This is a genomic window from Mesorhizobium sp. M7A.F.Ca.US.010.02.1.1 (assembly GCF_004023085.1).
In the GTDB taxonomy this organism is placed as follows: domain Bacteria; phylum Pseudomonadota; class Alphaproteobacteria; order Rhizobiales; family Rhizobiaceae; genus Mesorhizobium.
On sequence record NZ_RZRV01000001.1, the window covers coordinates 77,837 to 95,231 of the forward strand.

Sequence of the window (17,395 nt, forward strand, 5' to 3'; positions counted from 1 at the left end):
CGATCAGCTCCGCAATGTCTTTCCGGTCTCGGTGGCAAACAGGTGCGCCTGCGACATGTCGAGGCTCATGGCGACCCGCTCGCCCGGCCGCAGTGGCCTCGGGTTCAGCATGCGCGACACCCAGTCCGTACCGTTGAATTCGACGAACACCAGTGTCTCGTTGCCGAGCGGTTCGGTGACCGTGATCGGCAGTTCGATCTGGTGGACATCGGCCGCACCACCGGAGCTGATGCCATGGCCGGTCGGATAGATGTCGTCCGGCCGCAGCCCGAACACGACCTTGTCGCCGGTGGCGACGTTGGTCTTGAACTGGGCGGGCAGCGGCAGCTTTTCGCCGCTGGCGAAAACCATCTGGCCATCATCGATCGTGGCTTCATGCAGGTTCATCGGCGGCGAGCCGATGAAGCCTGCGACGAAGCGCGTCGCCGGCTGCCGGAACACCTCGTCGGGCGTGCCGACTTGTTCGATATGGCCGTCGCGCATGATGACGATGCGGTCGGCAAGCGTCATCGCCTCGACCTGATCATGGGTGACGTAGATCACCGTCGATTGCACCTTGGCATGAAGCTTCTTGATCTCGGTGCGCATCTGCGTGCGTAATTTGGCGTCGAGATTGGAAAGCGGCTCGTCGAACAGGAAGACGTCAGGATCGCGCACGATGGCGCGGCCCATGGCGACGCGCTGGCGCTGACCGCCGGAGAGTTGCGAGGGGCGTCGGTCCAGCAGTGTGTCGAGGCCAAGAATGGCCGAGGCCTCGGCGACACGGCGGTCCATGTCTTCCTTGGCGGCACCGGCGATCTTCAGCGAGAAGCCGAGATTCTCGCGCACCGTCATGTGCGGATAGAGCGCATAGGACTGGAACACCATCGAGATGTTGCGCGAGCGCGGCGGCAGGTCGTTGACGACGCGCCCGCCGATCTCGATCGAGCCGGCACTGATCTCTTCCAGCCCGGCGATCATGCGCAGCGTCGTCGACTTGCCGCAGCCGGACGGGCCGACCAGCGCGATGAATTCGCGGTCGGCGATGTCGAGATCGATGCCGTGCACGATCCCGATGTTGCCGTAGCGCTTGGTCAGCTTGGTGAGGGTAACGGTTGCCATGGTATCAGCCTTTCACCGCGCCGGAGGTCAGGCCGCCGACAAGGTGTTTCTGGACGACGTAGGTGAGGGTGAGCGCCGGAATGATCATCACCACGGCCAGCGCGCACATGCCACGCCAATCGATGGTGAACTCGGCCGTGTAATCGAGCAGGCCGACCGGCAGCGTCTTGGCGCTCACCGAGCGGGTCAGCTGCGAGGCCAGCGCGAACTCGTTCCAGCAGGTCAGGAAGGCGAAGATGGCGGCCGAAGCGATGCCCGGTCCGGCAAGCGGGAACTCGACCTGCCAGAACGCCTGCCAGCGCGTGCAGCCATCGATCTGCGCCGCCTCCGCGAGGTCCTTGGGCACCTGGCGGAAGAAGCCGTCGATCAGCCAGATGGTGAACGGCACGTTGAGCGCGACATAGGCAAGGATCAGCCCGAAATGCGTGTCGATGATGCCAAGCCGCACATAGAGGAAGAACAGCGGTAGCGAGAGCGCAATGCCCGGCACGGTGCGCGTCAGCATCAGGCTGAGGAAGACGCTGGATTTGCCGCGGAAGCGGTAGCGCGCGAAGGCATAGCCGCCGGCCATGCCGATGGCCACCGCAATGACTGTCGAGGTCACCGAGATGATCAGCGAGTTGCGGAAATATTCGATGACAGGGATGCCGCCCTTGCCGATGCCTGAGAACATGGCGACATAAGCGTCGAACGAGATCTCCTGAGGGATCCACACCGGTGGCTTGGCCATGATCTCGACCGCCGGCCGCAGCGACGAGATGACGATCCACAGGCCCGGCAGGCAGATGGTCAGCATCGCCAGGAACAGGCCGATGCGATAGACGACGCCCAGCAGCCGGCGCTTCAGGCGGGCGGAAGAATTCTCGTCCATCACCACTCCGCACCGATCTGCGTGCGCGCCGCGGCGAGCTTGTTGAAGAAGTAGACAGTGAAGGCGATCGACAGCAGGATCGAGAAATAGGCCATGGCGTTGGCCATGCCCATGCGCCCGTCGCTGTAGGCGGTGCGGGCCACCAGGGTCCATAGCAGTTCGGTGCGGCCCGCCGGTCCGCCATCGGTCATGATCTTGACGATGTCATAGGCGCGCGCGACGTCGAGCGAGCGAATGGTCATGGCGATGTACGCGAAAGGCATGACGAACGGCCACGTCACATAGCGGAATGTCTGCCACGGCGTGCAGCCGTCGACCCGCGCCGCCTCGATCGGCTCCTTGGGCATGGCGAGCAGGCCGGCGAGGATCAGGATGGCGAAGATCGCCGTCGACGACCAGATCTCGGCGATCGAGATGGCGATGAAGGCGAGATGGCCCTCGATCAGCCACGGTATGGCGTCTTGCGTGATGCCGAGCGACTGCAGCGCATTGTTCACCAGGCCGATATTGTCGTTGAACATAAACTTGAACTGAAAGCCGACCAGGATCGGCGAAAACATCATCGGAAACATCATCAGCGTGCGCAGGATGCGCTGGCCGCGTGTCGCTTTCTCGACCAGCATGGCAAGCCCAAGGCCAAGCAGCATTTCGAGATTGAGCGCGATGGTCAGCAGCAGCACCGTGCGACCGAACGCCCACCAGAAATCAGTGTTGGACAGGATCGAAAGATAGTTCCGGATGCCGATGAAGACGTAGAACGTTTCGGGCCGCGTCAGGCGGAACGGCGTGAAGCTGGAGTAAAGGGACAACAGCAACGGCACAACGACAACCGCCGCCAGCACGATCATGGCCGGAAGCAGCAGCAGGAATGGCGCGGATGGCTTGAAGCCCTTCATCAGAATCCTTGAGGTGTTTGCATTTGGACGGCCGTGAGTGGGCCGGGGGCGATGGGTTAGCGTAAATCGCTGGCCGCGAAACACGATCGCCTCCCCCATTTCCGATGGGGGAGGCAGCCTTGGGAGCCCGTTTCTAGAGCTTGCCGGCGTCCTGGAGGATTTGCGTCGCCTTGGCGGCCGCATCGTCCAGTGCCTGCTTGGAGGTCTTGTCACCGAGGATCGCCGCCTGCAATTCGGGATAGACGGCGTTCGAGATCTCGATCCATTCAGGCGTCTGCGGCACGGCAAACGCGTGCTTGGCCTCTTCCTGGAAGGCGGTAAGAACCTCCTTCTTGTAAGGATCGTTTTCGGCCTGCTTCAAATCCCAGTCCCACACCGCGGTGCGGGTCGGCAGCGGGCCTGCGGCGGCCTCGAGCTTCTGGCTGTCTTCGTTGGTCAGCCACCACACCAGGGAAGCCGCGGCCTCCTTGTTGGGGCAATTCTCGGTCACCGAGAAGCCATGGAAACCCGACCAGCCGGTGCGTTTGCCGGACGAGCCCTTCGGCGCGACTTTCACGCCGACATTGCCGGCGACCTTCGACGACTTCGGATCGTTGAAGAAGCCAGCCCAGCCCGGCCAGTCCAGGTTGATGGCGACGGTGCCGGACGCAAAACCCTGGCCGAGATCGTCCCAGAGATAGTTGGTGGTTCCGGCCGGTACGGCCTTGGCCTTGTAGAGGTTAACGAACCAGTCGAGCGCCCGGATGCCGGCCTCGGAATTGAAGACCGGCTTGCCGTCCTTGTCGAGATACTCGCCGCCTTCAGCGACAACCATCTCGTAGAAGCGGCCGTTGATCGCCTCTTCCTTGCCGGCGAACTGCGTGCCGTAGAAATTGGGTGGGTTGGCGAAGAACTGGGCCTGGTCGGTCACTTCCTTCCAGGTGTCCGGCGGCACCAAATCATAGCCGTACTTCGCCTTGAACTTGGTCTTGTTGTCGGCGTTCTCGTACAGGCTCTTCTGGTAGTAGAGCGCCGAAACGTCGAACTGCGCACGCGGCAGCATCTCCAGCTTGCCGTCGATGGTTGCGGACGTGATCGTCGACGGCACGAAAGCGTCGATCTCTTCCTTGGGCAGCAATTTGCTGAGGTCGGTGTAAAGGCCCGTATATTGCGGCGCAAAGGACGAATGGTTCCAGCCGACGCACCAGTTGGTGCTGCCCGAGGCGATGTCGGACTTGAGCTCCTTGTCGATGTCGAAGCCGTTCTTCTTGGTCAGGATGTTGACCTTGGCGCCGGTCGCCTTCTCCCATTCGGGAATGCGCTCGTAGAGCTTTTCATATTGCTGGCCGCCGATCAGCTTCACGTCGACGGTCACGCCTTCGAACTTGCCGGGCAGGTCGCCGGCAAGGGCAGCGCCCGCACCTGACGCGAGCAACAATGCACCGGCGCACACGCCGGACAGCAGTCTGTTCATTGGTATCCTCCCTTGGTGCCGCCTCCGCGGCGACCGCAACTCGTCTGATGACAAGAAGTGCTACATTCATATACAAACAAAACATTCATAGACACGTCAAGGCGAAATTTGTTTCCGCCGCGCACGTTCCTGCGTATATGAAGGGTGAAATTCACTGGAGGATGAGCCCATGGACGACAGCGAAGACGAGCGCTATCGCGCGCCGGCGCTCGACAAGGGGCTCGATATCCTTGAACTGCTGGCGGGCGTCGACGGCGGCCTGACCCAGGCCGAAATCGCCAAGAAACTCGACCGCAGTCCCAACGAATTCTATCGCATGCTCGACCGGCTGGTGCGGCGCGGCTACGTCACGCGCCTCGACGGCGACCGCTATTCGCTAACGCTCAAACTGTTCGGTCTGGCACAGTTGCACGCGCCGGTTCGGCGGCTGGTCTCCTATGCGACGCCGCTGATGCGTGAGCTTGCCGAGACATCGCAGCAGGCCAACCAACTCGTTGTTTTTGATCGCGGTTCTGCCGTCGTCATCGGCCAGCAAGAAGCACCGAACTACTGGGGCATATCGATCCGGGTCGGCTCCCATATCAGTCTGTTCGACACCGGCTCGGGACATGTGCTGCTCGCCTTCCGCTCACCGGAAGAGCGCCAGATGATGATTTCCGAACACGTCCGCAGCACCGACAAGACGGCGCAATCGACCGAGTTCTTCACCCGTCTCGACCAGATCCGCGACCGTGGCTACGAGATGATGGCCTCGATGCAGACAGCCGGCGTCTTCAACCTGTCCGCCCCGGTGCGCAGTTCCGACGGCAAGGCGATCGCCGCGCTGTCGATTCCCTACATCACCGTGGTCAACGCGCCTTCCGCGCCCGACATCACCAGGACGATCGAACTGTTGCTGGCAACGTGTGAAAAGCTGTCGCACCTTGCTGGATCAGCAGTCGGCTCATCGGTGTGAATTCTTATTTGAATGAAGAATTCCCCCGTGAGATGATTTGAAAAGCCAGAGGGAGGAGCCTCACCATGATCATCGATACCCATCTGCATCTCATCGATCGCTCGGCCCTGCGCTATCCCTGGCTCGCCGGCGTGCCGGCGCTCAACCGCGATTTCTCCTATGAGGACTACGCCGTGGAGGCGCAGCGTGTCGGCGTCGAGCGCGTGCTGCATATGGAGGTCGATGTCGATGCGGCCGACATCGAGGCTGAAACCGCTCGGGTCGAAGGCCTGTCACGGCAGCCCAGCAGCATGCTGGCCGGGGTGATCGCGTCCTGCCGTCCTGAGGAAGGGGACTTCGCGGCCTATCTCGAACGGCAGCGGGCAAACCTGTTCGTAAAAGGCTTTCGCCGCGTCCTCCACGTCGTGCCCGACGAGCTCTCGGAAGGTGCGGTGTTTCGCGCCAGCATAAAGCGGCTTGGCGGCACCGGCCTGACCTTCGATCTCGTCGTGCTGCCGCACCAGATCCCCAGGGCGATCGTGCTTGCCGACCTGGCACCCGATGTGACGTTCGTCCTCGACCATTGCGGCGTCCCCGACATCAAAGGCAAGAGCGAACATCCATGGCGCGAGCATATGAGCGACATCGCCCGGCGCCCGAATGTCATGGCCAAAATCTCCGGTGTCGTCGCCTATGCCGATGCCGGCAGCTGGACGGTTGAGACGTTGCGGCCGTACGTCGAGCACACCATCAATTCATTCGGCTGGGACCGCGTCGTCTGGGGCAGCGACTGGCCGGTCTGCACGCTAGGCGGCGGTCTGTCGACCTGGGTGGCGGCGACCCATGCATTGCTCTCGGGCTGCAGCATCTCCGAGCGCGACAGGCTGTTGTCCGGCAATGCCCGCAAGCTGTGGCGGCTCGACTGACTGGTCCTTTCAGATGGTTGTCGAGACGTGCCGTTCGCGGCCATAGAGCGAAACCAGCAGCACGATGACGAAGCCGAGCGCGGCCTGCACCGCTGCGGGCTGGAAGCCGAGGCCGATCAGCAGCGTGTTGATCTCGGTCAGCACCAGCACGCCGGCGATCGTGCCGAGATAGCTTCCCCGGCCACCGACAAGTGCTGCGCCTCCTACGACGACCGCCGCGATGGTCTGGAACAGATAGGGCTGGCCGACATCGCCATAGGCCGAACCGGTGAAGCCGAGCAGCAGCACCCCTGCCACGGCGGCGAAGAAAGCGCTTGCCGCATAGGTGATGACCCACATGCGAACCGGGTCAATCAGCGCCAGTGGCGCCGCGCCCGGATTGCTGCCCAGCGCGTAAAGCCGGCGGCCATAGGGCGTTCGCTCCAGCACCAGGACGACGAGTGCGGCCAGCACGACAAGGCTCGGCACCAGCCACGGCACCGGGAGCGGTCCGGCCGATCCCCCGATCGACACGAAGCTGGAAACCGCTTGCGGCGCGGAGCCCGACGGGAAGCCGGCTGTCCACAGCAGCACCAGCCCTTGCACGACCATGCCGATGCCGAGCGTGACGATGAGCGGCTGGATGTCGAGGCTGCGCGAGATCAGCCCGTTCAGCCCGCCGATGAAGAGCGCCAGCATACTGACGAGGACGCAGACCAGGACAAAATTCCAGCCATCGCCATAAAGCTGCGCCGCCACGACATTGGCAAAGCCGATGACGAAAGGGATCGAAAGGTCGATGCCGCCCATGATGACGACCAGCGTCTGGCCGATCGAGGCGACGGCGAGCAGCGAAGCGAGGACCAACATGGCGCGCACCGCAAACGGCGAGGAGTAGCCAGGAATGAGAACCGTACCGGCAAGGTGCAGAAGGACGGCGACACAGAAGGCCCCGACGACGCGGGCGTTGGTTGTCGCGAAGAGGTTTTGGCGCAAAACCATGTCAGCGTCTCCCCATGGCAAGACGTTCCTGCAGCGCTGTCAGCATCACGGCCAGCACCAGTATGGCGCCATAGGCGATCTGCAGCACGAAGGTCGAGACGTTGAACGTCGTCAGCACGCTTTGCAGCAGGAAGATATCGATGGCGCCGATCGCGGCACCCGCGACCCCGCCACGGCCGCCGGCCAGGCTGACGCCACCGAGTGCTACGGCGGCAATGGCGATCAGCGTGTAGGTCGGCCCGATATTGGGGTCGGCGGAGCCGATCAGCGCGGTTAGCATCAGCCCGGCGCATCCGCTGAAGATGCCGGTCATGACATAGGCGATGAAGCGCACGCGCGTGACATCGACGCCGGCGGTGTAGGCGGCCCGGTCGTCGCTGCCGACCGCCATCAGCTGGTCGTAATAAGGCGTACGCCGCACCAGCCACCAGGCAATGAACATCAGTGCCAGCGGCAGCATCGACAGCGGGCCGGACAGTGCCTTGAGCCAGGCCGGCGCCGGGCCGATTGGCGCCGGCAGGATGGTCAGCGTCACGCCGGTCAGGATCAAATAGGTGCCGAGCGTGGCGACGATCGGCTGGATGCGCACGATTGTCGCCAGAAAGCCGTTCGCAGCACCCACCAGCGCGCCGACGAGCAGCGCCGCCGGAACGAGCACCAGGGGTGATGAGATGCCGGCGCCGAGGAACAGCACCTGGATCGTCAAAGCGTTGACGAAGCCCATCAATGGCCCGACCGAGATGTCGATGCCGCCACGCCCGGCGAGGATGACAGGCGTGGACGCAATGGCCGCACCGATCAAGGGCGCCGCCAAGCCAACCAGCGCGCCCCAGGATCCAGGCTGGAACCGTCCGGGGCTGAGAATAAGATTGATCGCAAGCAACAAGATCAGCAGCACGACGGCCAAACCGACGCTTCGCCCAAGTGACAGGAGGCGGGAGATCTGGCTCATGCCGCACGTCCGAACATGGCTAATATCACGCTGTCGGTGGTTAGCGCATCGCCGGCGATCTCGGCGGCGACTTCATTCTCACGGAACACCAGCACGCGCTGGCACAGGAGAAGAATCTCCTCGATCTCGCTGGACAGGATGACGAGCCCCATGCCGCCGGCCGCCAGCCCGCGAAAGACGTCGTAGAGCACATGCCGCGTCGCCACGTCGACGCCACGCGTTGGATCGTTGAGGAGCAGGATCGCGGGCTCCAGCGCCAAGGCCCGCGCCAGCAGCACCTTCTGCTGGTTGCCACCCGACAAAGTGGTGATCGGTGCATCGGGCCGGGGTGCGGCGATCGACAATTTTTCGCGGTAGATGTCGTAGCGCGCCTTGCGCGCCGCCGGGCTGATCAGGCCGAGCCGTGTGTCGCGCGACAGAGTCGAAACGGCGAAATTGTCGAGCACCGACTGCGACGGGAAAATGCCGTTCGCACGCCGGTCGCGCGGTAGATAGGCAATGCCGCTGGAGACGGCTTTGCGGAATCCGGTGATCTTGCGAGGCTCACCACCGGGCAGGTCGAGCACGATTGTGCCCCCATGCGGCGGCTCCAGGCCGACCAGCATCTTGAGGAACAGTTCCTGGCCATGGCCGTCGAGGCCGGCAAGGCCTACGATCTCACCTGGAGCGATCGCCTGCGTGATCGGGCTGGCGCCGGGCGCGATGATGAGGTCGCGAACTGTGAGGGCGGCGCGATCAGCCATGCTGCAGCTCCGCCGCCGTGCGTGGCGCCATCGCCTTGAGAAGTTCAGCCGGCGTCGAAGCGCCGCGCTCCTCGGTGCGCACGACGCTGCCGCCGCGCAGGATCGAGATGCGATCCGACAGCGACATCACCTCGTCCATGCGGTGGGTGATGAACAGGATCAGGCAGCCTTCGCCGGCCAGCGCGCGCATCAGGGAAAAGACGGATTCGCGATCGGCGAAGTCGAGCGCGGCGGTGACCTCGTCGAGGATCAGGATCTTTGGGTTGCGCACGATCGCGCGGGCGAGAACGACCAATTGCTGCGCGGCAAGCGGCAGCAGGCCGGCTGGCTTGTCGAGGGGGACGTCGGTAACCGCGAAGCGCTTCAGCGCGGCTTTCGCCCGGTCACGGCGCTCGTTGCGGGGAACAGCGCGCCGGACCAGCCCGTCGAGGCCGAGCAGGATGTTATCGATGACGCTGCAGTCCGGCGCGATCAGCACCTCCTGGAACACCGTGGCGAAGCCTTGCGCCTGGAAGGCCGATGGATTGGCGCCAGAGAATGGTTTGCCGTGCAGCAGGATCACGCCGCTGTCCGGCTGGACGATGCCGGACAACAGCTTGACCATCGTGCTCTTGCCCGAACCGTTCTCGCCCAGGATGGTGTGGATGGTTCCCGCCCGAAACGCGATCGATGCGTCCGCGAGCGCGATCGTCTCGCCATAGCGTCTGGATATGGTTTTGATTTCAAGCATGTCGCATTTCGATGCTGGCAGGCCGGCTTCCCGAAAGGAGCCGGCCTGCTGAGAGGCTAGTTTCGCGCAGCGTTATTTTGCGCAGGCGTCGGGCACCTTCGAATAATCCCAGCCCTTGGTCGGCGCCGGGTTCGAGAAATAGGCGTCGAGCCATTCCTCCGGCATCGGATCCGTCGGCGGGATCGGGAAGATCGACACCGCATCCGTCGTCATGCAGTCCTTGTACCAGGCACCGAGATCGGCGGTGTGGACAGGCGGGATCGGGATCAGCAGCGTGTTCAGCTTCGGCTTCTGGCCGTCGAGCATACGCTCGCCGACGCGGAACAGCGTCTGCGCGGTCCAGTGCGGCAGCACCGCATGGCCTTCGAAGCGGTACTTGTCGGGGTTGGCCTTCCAGTAGCCCAAAGCATCGCCGGTGATCGAGCCGGTGATCAATGGCGCCGGCCGGCCGGCTTCTGCGAAGGCTTCGGCAACGACGCGGCTTTCGCTGCCTGTCGTCCACACCGCATCGATCGGCGCCGGGTTGGTGGCGATCGCCTGCAGCACCACGGTCTTGGTGACGTTGGCTGTCCAGTTGCCGTTGACGTTGCGCGAAATCTTCAGCTTCGGATTTTCGGCCAGCGCCTTGTCCGCGCCCTGGCGCTCCTGCACCACGATCGGGTGTCCGGCGATGCCTTCGACCAGAAGGATGCTGGCGCCGTCCGGCTGCGCCTTGGCGATCGCCGTCATCATGTCATAGCCCCAGCGCGCATAGTTGGAATCGACATTGATCGCGTTGGGGCTCGTCACCGAGCCGGCCGCTGTGATGAACGGAATGCCGGACTTGGCGGCAGCGTCGATTGCATCGTCGAGCGCCGTCGCCGAGCCCGGCACCGACGTGATGATAGAGCATTTCTTGTCGATGAAGGCGCGGATCTGGTTGATCTGCTGGCTGGCGTCGTTGTTGGAATCCGACACCTCGAAGCTGGAGACGGTGCCGTCGGCGATCAGCCCGTCGACAAGACGCTTCAACTCCTTGGTCACCGTGACCCGCCACGGGTTGCCCTGGTAGGATTCCGAGTGGCACCATTTCCACGGCTTTGGCGGCGCGTTGAAATTCTCCCAGGCCGAAGGCAATACCTTCTGGGGCGCTCCGTCATACTGCGCCTTGAGTTCGGTCGGCAGTCCACCGATGACGCCTTGCACATCCTGTGCAAAGGCGGCCGTTGCAAGCGAGGCAAGCGCCGTTGCGGCCAGCAGGCCGCGGATCATTCCTGTCATTCTTGTTCTCCTCCGTTCGGTTTGGTTCAGGCTCCTCCACCGGCAGCGCCGGACACCTGCACCGGGGAACTCTCCCGAAACAGGCGATTGAGATCGGCAACGACCTGTCGGGCTTGATGCCGGAAGGTCATGCCGGAAAGGATGCGTTCGGACGCGGCCTGCTGGAACGCCATGTAGCCGTCATGGCGCGGCCGCACCCATGCACCCTCCAGCGTCGCGCGCGTGTCCCGGTAGAAATTGCCGGTCGCTTCATTGACGGCCTGATCTTCCCAGGCCGCTGCATGGCCGGGCTGGCCGCCGGCGGCGGCATAGGCGCCGCGCTGGACATCGCCGCTCGAGACCCAATAGGCAAAGTTGATCGCGGCATCCCTGGCTTTGGAAAAGGCTGATACGGCTATGCCGGTGCCGCCGAGCGCCGAACCGATCGGGCCGCCGGAACCGATGACCGGAACATCGGCAAAGGCCAGCCGGTTCGCCCGAAAGCCAGTCGTCGCATAGGAAACATAGCCATAGATCAGTGGCGCGCAGACGAACCTGGAACCGGCCTCCGCCATGCGCTCCGAGACGGCAATCGGATCCATCTCCAAGCAAGCCGGATCAACGAGCGCTGCAATCTCGCGCATTGCTTCAAACACTTCGCTACCGGCGTCAACATCGATGAGATCGTGGGATGGATCGGTGGTGCAAGGACGGCCGAGATTGCCTGCGAATGTGTAAAACACCATCAACACGTGAGGCGGCCGCAGCGGCAGCAGCACACGGCCTTGCCGGGCGAGATCGAGCACCTCGCTCCAGCGCGCCGGTGGCGCCTCGATCGCATCCGGCCGCCATGCCTGGACCTGGGTTGCCGCATCGATCGGGAAAGCCCATTGCCGTCCTTGCCAGTTGTAGCTCGGATAGGACTGGCCGACGCTGCCCGAGGCAAGGGCCGTGCGTTCCGCCTCGCGTCCGGCGACATCCAGCGGCTCCAGGCAGCCTTCGGCCGTGATCTGGCCGACATGCGGATGGTCGATGACGATGAGATCATAGGCGCGCGCCAGATCCTCCACCGGGAAGGATTCGAAATCCTGCAGCGAGCGCTTGGCCCAGTTGATGGCAATGCCGGTCTTCTGCTGCCACAGCGCCGAGCAGGCGACCATCGGATCGTAGCCGCGCGCGTGGCTCCAGGTCATGCCCTTGAGTGTGGGCACGCTCACAGGCCGAACTCCGCGCGGATTGCGGCACTGTGCTCGCCGATGCGCGGCGCCGCCCGATCGACCTTGGCCCTGATGCCATCGACCCGGAGCGGCGAACTCGTCGTGAGGATCGAGACGTCATCCTCGCGCGTCACCGTCTGCAGCATATCGAGCGATTGAAACCCCTCGCTTGCCAGCATCTCGGGCCAGGTCAGTACCTTGGCGCACCAGATGTCGGCCGGCTCGAGGATATCAAGCCATTCGTCGATGGTTTTGGTGGCGATCCGCTGCGCGATGATCGCCTTGATGTCGTCGCGCGCGGTGAACCACGATGCAGGCTTGTCGCGATAGGGTGCCAACTCGCTGAGCGACAAGAGGTCGGCCAGCTTGGGGATCGGCGTCATAGCGATGGCGAGGTAGCCGTCCTTGGCCGGGTAGACACCGTAAGGCGCCGACAGATAGGCATGCGCGCTGCGGAAGCTGGAGCGCCTGGGCAGCCGGCGGCCGTCATTGAGATGCGTCGTCAGCACCTCGAACTGGAAATCGACCAGCGCTTCCAGCAGGCTGGTTTCGATATGGCTGCCCTGGTCGGTGATGCCGCGCCGCACCAGTGCGGCCAGAATGCCCTGCGCACAGGCGGCACCCGCCAGCATGTCGCCGATGGCGAGGCCGAACGGCACCGGTCCCTGGTCCTCGTCGCCGTTCAGCCACATCACGCCTGAACGCGCCTGCGCCAGGAGATCCTGGCCGGGCCGCTTGACCCATGGCCCATCTTCGCCGTAGCCGCTGATCGAAGCATAGACGAGCCGCGGGTTGATCTTGCGGACCGCTTCATAGTCCAGGCCGAGCCGTTCGATGACGCCCGGCCGGAAATTCTGGATCAGCACGTCAGCCCTGGCCAGGAGGCCGCGCAACGCTTCGAGATCGGCCTCGTTCTTGAGGTCGATGGCAAGACTTTCCTTGGCCCGGTTGATGGCGTGGAAGATGGTGGAATCGCCGCCGATCTCGGTGTCGCTGAGATAGAGCCGGCGCGACAGGTCGCCGCCATCCGGACGCTCGATCTTGATCACGCGGGCGCCGAGATCGAGCAGCCTGAGTGAGCAGTACGGGCCCGACAGGAACTGGCTCGTGTCGACGACGACGAGACCGGCGAGCGGCAATTCGGCTGCTGCCGGCATGCTATTTCTCCGTCTTGCCGACGAAGTCGGCCGGGTTGCGGTACTTCACCGTCTGCAGATGCTCGCAATAGAGAACGAGCTCGCCTTCGCCCTTGAAAACCTCATAGCTGGCGCGGATCAGCCCCATCTCCTTGTAGCGGGGCTTCTTGTCGAGGTTGGAGCGGATCGAATAGATCGTGTCGCCAATGAAGACAGGCTTTATGAAACGGAGCTTGTCGTAGCCATAGGAAAAGGCGTTGACGCAATTGGTGGCGACCAGGCCGAGGCCAGCCGAGAAGACAAAGGCGCCGGCGATCAGCCGCTTGCCGAAAACGCCTTCGCTCTCGGCAAATATCTGGTCCTGCACATAGGGGTGGATGTCGAGCACCAGCGTGTTGAACAAATGGCTATCGCCTTCGGCCATGGTCCGTCGCAACGAGCGGATCTTCTGCCCGACCGGCCAATCCTCATAGAACCAGTTTTCGGCGTTCCACACCGGCAGCGCGGCGTGATCCCCAGGCATGTTCTTGGGATGCGTCGAGGCGACACCGACGGTGGGCGCGAAATCGTTCATGGCCGGCACCGCCAGCCTTGTATGGGGCACGTCACAGCTGCCGGAAAACGCATCAAGGCGTCGAAATGCAAGACGTCTCCTCCCGTCAATCTTCTTTTGTAAATAGTATTTTCACATATGGGGTTGCGTTGCAAGCGTGAACAGGCGAAATTTTGGCTGCTCCCGCGCGCCGAAGCGCAGGCGGGCAGGGAGGAAATCATGCGCGAGGATTGTCTGGTCTTTGTCGGCAGCCTGAACCGCGAGGCGCCGTATTTTCAGGGCGCTCGGGGTGTCGGTCTCGGCGTCTACAGCTTTGACCAGACGACGCTGGAAACACGAAAACTGGCCGAGACCAATGACGTCGACAATCCGACCTTCCTCTCGGTGACGCCGAACGGCTCGCACATCTACGCCAATTCGGAAGTCTTCACCTGGCGCGAGGGAACCGTCTCCGCCTACAGCTTCGATCGTGGCTCAGGCGCGCTCCGCTATCTGAACAAGCAGCCATCGCTCGGCAGCATCACCGCCCACAACACCATCACCCACGACGGGACGAAGCTGCTGGTCGCCAATTACGGCATGGGCGAGGGCGGTCCGGATCGGGCCGTGGCTGTCTATGGTTTCGAGAAGGACGGCGCGCTGTCGGCGCCGCTGGCCAGCATCTCGCATAGGGGCAGCGGCCCGAATGCCGCGCGGCAGGAACGTTCGCACGCCCACAGCGTCACCGAAACAATTGCCGGCGGAACAGCCATCGTTGCCGATCTCGGCATCGACCGGCTGGTGTCCTACCGGATCGAGCAGGATGGCAGCCTGACCAAGCTTGCCGAATCCGCCTTGCCGCCGGGCGCCGGCCCGCGCCATCTGGCGCTGCATCCGAACGGGCGTTTCGTCTTCGTCATGAATGAGTTGGATTCGACCATCGTGTCGATGGCGCTGGACGAAGCCAGCGGCAAGCTGTCAATTGTCGACACAAAGCCGGCGGTGCCGGCCGAGGCGCGCGACAGCAATCATTGCGCCGATATCCAGATGTCGCCGGATGGCCGCTTTGTCTACGGTTCCAACCGCGGCCATGACAGCGTCGTCATCATGGCGGTCGACCAGAACACCGGCGCGCTGAGCCTGGTCGGCTATGTCCCTTGCGGCGGTGCGACGCCGCGCAACCTGGCGTTGACGCCGTCAGGCGGCCATTTGTTCTCGGCCAACCAGAATGCCGACCGCATCTCGATCTTCGCGCGCGACGCCGACAGCGGCATGCTGATCGACACCGGGCGCGCCATCGAGATCGGCACGCCGATGTGCGTCAAGATCGTGCGCTAAACGACCGCAACCACATCCGCATCGAGGCCTCGGGCGAAACCGGCCGGGCTCAAGCCTGCTGTATTGCGGAGAGCTTCCAGCTCGATCCATTCTCACGCACGAAGGTCCACAGCTCGGTCGTCTCTGTCGAATGGTCTTCGTCGCCTTCGACGACCTTGCCGCTGGCCCGTTCGCGCGTCACGTCACGAGACTCGTAGCGCAATGCGGCCGTGGCATAGTCGCGGTCATCCTCGCGCCAGCTTTCAGCGACGTCGGCCTGCAGCAAGGTGATGTCCGTTACCTCGTTCCTGAGACCTTTCTGGGCGTTGTCGGCCAGTTCTTCCGACAGATAGGACACCATTTCGGGGGTAACAGCCCGGCGCAGAGCGGCATGGTCTTCGCGCCCGAATGCTTCCTGGACATCGGTCAACAGCTGCTGGAATGCGTCGAGGTCGGTCTGAGCCAGCGTGATCTCATCAGAACCGATGGCCGGAGAGCTTCCGCCCGAACCACCGCCAAAGCCGGGAATTGTGAAGGAGCCTGCAGTCTGCTGCCCTGCCGTTGCGCGGTTCTCAAATTGCGAAGCCTGGGCATTGCCGACACCGGCGAGCGCTGGCGCAGGACCACGCGCCGATTGCGAGCGGAAGAAGCGGATAGCCAGCATGATCGCGCCACCGATGAGCAGGGCCTGAAGCAGGAAACCGAACACGCCGGCCAGGCCGCCGAAGCCTTGGCCGACGAGCAGGCCGAGCAGGCCGCCGAGCAGCAGGCCGCGCATCATCGTTCCACCGAAACCGCTCATGAAGCCGGGCCTCTGCGGGCCGGCCTGCGGCTGCCGGGCCGCGTTGTTCGCACCGGTGTTGGGCGTCATCGAACGCTCGACTGGAGCGGTCGGGGCCGGTGCGGTCCTGGTCGGCGGTGCCGATTGGAACGTGCGCATGCCACGACTGCCGAAACTGCCGCCGCGGCGCGCCTCGGCATGGTCTATCGCAACCATCGAAAACGCCAGGAACAGTCCTGCAAAGAGGGCTGCAAATCGGCTTGTACGGGAAGTCATCGGAGATGAACCTTTGTCTCTGCGGTTTCGGAAGTTTTCAGCCGCCGCCGGGTGCCGGCGTCATGCGGTCAATCGAACAACTCTTCGAAAAATGATTTCTTCCGCTTCGGATAGCGGTGGCCGTGGGAGCGGGAATAATCGTCGTCGCGGCCCTGGCCGTGTTGCGGCTGGGAGAATGCTGCCGGCTGTGGCTGCGGCGCGGGCGCCGCTTCCCTGCCGGAACGCTCGATGATTTTGTCGAGTTCTCCCCGATCAAGCCAGACGCCGCGGCACTGCGGACAGTAGTCGATTTCGATACCCTGGCGTTCGCTCATCACGAGCGCAACGCGGCAGGAGGGGCAAGTCATGCCAAGAAGAGAAGATGTCATACGGGGCTCCAAACCGAAAAAGATTGAGCCCGCTTGACCGAAAACATGGAAACGGGCCCGTTAAAGCGGTCCGACATCACGATCGCCAAAAGCGATAGTCAGAGGGGCCCGGCCCGCGTGAGACAGTTAGGAATGCAACTCGGCGCCTTCAAGAGCGATATCGCCCCCAGGAACGATTTGTTTGTCAACTCCGCTCAAATCATCACCACGATTTTGCCGAACTGCTCGTTTGATTCCAGATACCGATGCGCTTCGACGATCTGGTCGAACGCAAAGGTCCGGTCGATGATCGGTCTTAGTGCCCCACTCTGCAGGCCTTCGACGATGAACGCCTTGGCGGCCTCCAGCTTTACCGGGTTACCGGTGATCTGGTGCACGAGGTAGCCGCGCAGTGTCAGCGTCTTGCTCAGCAACGCTGGCAGCGGGAATGGCGTCGGCGCGTGGCTCAGTCCGCCATATTCGATGAGGATGCCGCTATGCGACATGGCCGCCGTCAGCGGCTCGAAGATCGGGCCGCCGACCGCATCAAACACGACGCGCACGCCTCGCGGCCCGGCGATCTGGTTCAATCGCGCCGCCAGATCCTCCTCCGTCGAGGCCACGACGTCGGCCGCGCCGGCCTCGAGCAGCGCCCGCATCTTCGCCGATGTCCGCGTCACCGCGATCGCGGTCGCGCCGACCTTGTTGGCGATCTGGATCGCCGCAAGCCCGACACTGCTCGATGCTGCTGTGATGACGACGGCGTCTCCGCTGTGCAGCCCGGCGATGTCGATCAGCGCGCCATAAGCGGTGAGATATTGCATCCAGACCGCCGCTGCCGTTTGCCAGTCAAGCGACTGCGGATGCTTGACGACAAGTCGGGCGGGGTAGGTGGCAAGATCGCCATAGGCCGGCCAGCGGATCATCGATTGCGGCGGGATGACACTGACGCTGTCACCTTGC

The 17,395-nt window shown here is 63.4% G+C and carries 18 protein-coding genes; 3 read left to right on the forward strand and 15 right to left on the reverse strand.

The features are described from left to right. Nucleotides 1-3 precede the first annotated feature (3 nt). The 4 genes from ugpC to EOA19_RS00385 form a co-directional block, all read right to left on the reverse strand. The gene (ugpC, locus tag EOA19_RS00370; RefSeq protein WP_023808867.1) at nucleotides 4-1,101 is read right to left on the reverse strand and encodes a sn-glycerol-3-phosphate ABC transporter ATP-binding protein UgpC; all 1,098 of its coding nucleotides are present in this window, start codon (nucleotides 1,099-1,101) and stop codon (nucleotides 4-6) included. 4 nt (nucleotides 1,102-1,105) lie between these two features. After that, nucleotides 1,106-1,972 carry a carbohydrate ABC transporter permease gene (locus tag EOA19_RS00375; RefSeq protein WP_023808866.1) on the reverse strand — a complete coding sequence of 289 codons (867 nt, stop codon included), beginning with the start codon at nucleotides 1,970-1,972 and terminating at the stop codon, nucleotides 1,106-1,108. Further along, nucleotides 1,972-2,868: a sugar ABC transporter permease gene (locus EOA19_RS00380; RefSeq protein WP_023808865.1), complete on the reverse strand. Its 897-nt coding sequence runs from the start codon at nucleotides 2,866-2,868 to the stop codon at nucleotides 1,972-1,974. The genes EOA19_RS00375 and EOA19_RS00380 overlap by 1 nt, the downstream gene beginning before the upstream one ends. 133 nt (nucleotides 2,869-3,001) lie before the next feature. After that, complete coding sequence (locus EOA19_RS00385) at nucleotides 3,002-4,321, reverse strand: sugar ABC transporter substrate-binding protein (protein ID WP_128302351.1); 1,320 nt, start codon at nucleotides 4,319-4,321, stop codon at nucleotides 3,002-3,004. Between the two features lie 169 nt (nucleotides 4,322-4,490). Here EOA19_RS00385 and EOA19_RS00390 point away from each other — a divergent pair, with 169 nt between their 5' ends. Together EOA19_RS00390 and EOA19_RS00395 are read left to right on the forward strand one after the other, a co-directional pair. Continuing rightward, nucleotides 4,491-5,276, forward strand: a complete 786-nt coding sequence (locus EOA19_RS00390; RefSeq protein WP_023808863.1) for an IclR family transcriptional regulator — start codon at nucleotides 4,491-4,493, stop codon at nucleotides 5,274-5,276. Between the two features lie 65 nt (nucleotides 5,277-5,341). After that, the gene (locus EOA19_RS00395; RefSeq protein WP_128302352.1) at nucleotides 5,342-6,181 is read left to right on the forward strand and encodes an amidohydrolase; all 840 of its coding nucleotides are present in this window, start codon (nucleotides 5,342-5,344) and stop codon (nucleotides 6,179-6,181) included. A gap of 9 nt (nucleotides 6,182-6,190) precedes the next feature. Here the strand turns inward: EOA19_RS00395 and EOA19_RS00400 are convergent, their stop codons facing one another. From EOA19_RS00400 to EOA19_RS00435, 8 genes are all read right to left on the reverse strand, one after another. After that, the gene (locus EOA19_RS00400; RefSeq protein WP_128302353.1) at nucleotides 6,191-7,162 is read right to left on the reverse strand and encodes an ABC transporter permease; all 972 of its coding nucleotides are present in this window, start codon (nucleotides 7,160-7,162) and stop codon (nucleotides 6,191-6,193) included. A 1-nt stretch (nucleotide 7,163) separates the two neighbouring features. Then, a complete protein-coding gene (locus EOA19_RS00405) occupies nucleotides 7,164-8,114 on the reverse strand; it encodes an ABC transporter permease (protein ID WP_128302354.1) in 951 nt (316 codons plus the stop codon). Then, on the reverse strand, nucleotides 8,111-8,857 hold the full coding sequence (locus EOA19_RS00410) for an ATP-binding cassette domain-containing protein (RefSeq protein WP_128302355.1): 747 nt from the start codon (nucleotides 8,855-8,857) through the stop codon (nucleotides 8,111-8,113). Before EOA19_RS00410 ends, EOA19_RS00405 begins: the two co-directional genes overlap by 4 nt. Next, complete coding sequence (locus EOA19_RS00415) at nucleotides 8,850-9,587, reverse strand: ATP-binding cassette domain-containing protein (RefSeq protein ID WP_128302356.1); 738 nt, start codon at nucleotides 9,585-9,587, stop codon at nucleotides 8,850-8,852. The genes EOA19_RS00410 and EOA19_RS00415 overlap by 8 nt, the downstream gene beginning before the upstream one ends. Nucleotides 9,588-9,659: 72 nt before the next feature. After that, on the reverse strand, nucleotides 9,660-10,847 hold the full coding sequence (locus tag EOA19_RS00420; RefSeq protein WP_128302357.1) for an ABC transporter substrate-binding protein: 1,188 nt from the start codon (nucleotides 10,845-10,847) through the stop codon (nucleotides 9,660-9,662). A 26-nt stretch (nucleotides 10,848-10,873) separates the two neighbouring features. Continuing rightward, a complete protein-coding gene (locus EOA19_RS00425) occupies nucleotides 10,874-12,043 on the reverse strand; it encodes an extracellular solute-binding protein (protein WP_128302358.1) in 1,170 nt (389 codons plus the stop codon). After that, a complete protein-coding gene (locus tag EOA19_RS00430) occupies nucleotides 12,040-13,200 on the reverse strand; it encodes a CaiB/BaiF CoA-transferase family protein (protein ID WP_128302359.1) in 1,161 nt (386 codons plus the stop codon). Before EOA19_RS00430 ends, EOA19_RS00425 begins: the two co-directional genes overlap by 4 nt. A 1-nt stretch (nucleotide 13,201) precedes the next feature. Next, nucleotides 13,202-13,753 (reverse strand): MaoC family dehydratase, encoded by a 552-nt coding sequence (locus tag EOA19_RS00435; RefSeq protein WP_023808855.1) that lies wholly within the window; start codon nucleotides 13,751-13,753, stop codon nucleotides 13,202-13,204. A 198-nt stretch (nucleotides 13,754-13,951) separates the two neighbouring features. Between EOA19_RS00435 and EOA19_RS00440 the strand changes: the two genes are divergently transcribed. Then, nucleotides 13,952-15,049, forward strand: a complete 1,098-nt coding sequence (locus EOA19_RS00440; RefSeq protein WP_128302360.1) for a lactonase family protein — start codon at nucleotides 13,952-13,954, stop codon at nucleotides 15,047-15,049. Between the two features lie 49 nt (nucleotides 15,050-15,098). Here EOA19_RS00440 and EOA19_RS00445 read toward each other — a convergent pair whose 3' ends face one another. The 3 genes from EOA19_RS00445 to EOA19_RS00455 all read right to left on the reverse strand — a co-directional run. Further along, a complete protein-coding gene (locus EOA19_RS00445) occupies nucleotides 15,099-16,085 on the reverse strand; it encodes a Tim44 domain-containing protein (RefSeq protein WP_128302361.1) in 987 nt (328 codons plus the stop codon). 68 nt (nucleotides 16,086-16,153) lie between these two features. After that, nucleotides 16,154-16,453 carry a zf-TFIIB domain-containing protein gene (locus EOA19_RS00450; protein WP_023808853.1) on the reverse strand — a complete coding sequence of 100 codons (300 nt, stop codon included), beginning with the start codon at nucleotides 16,451-16,453 and terminating at the stop codon, nucleotides 16,154-16,156. A gap of 194 nt (nucleotides 16,454-16,647) precedes the next feature. Continuing rightward, on the reverse strand, nucleotides 16,648-17,395 hold a 748-nt coding region (locus EOA19_RS00455; protein WP_245486010.1), incomplete at its 5' end, for a zinc-dependent alcohol dehydrogenase family protein.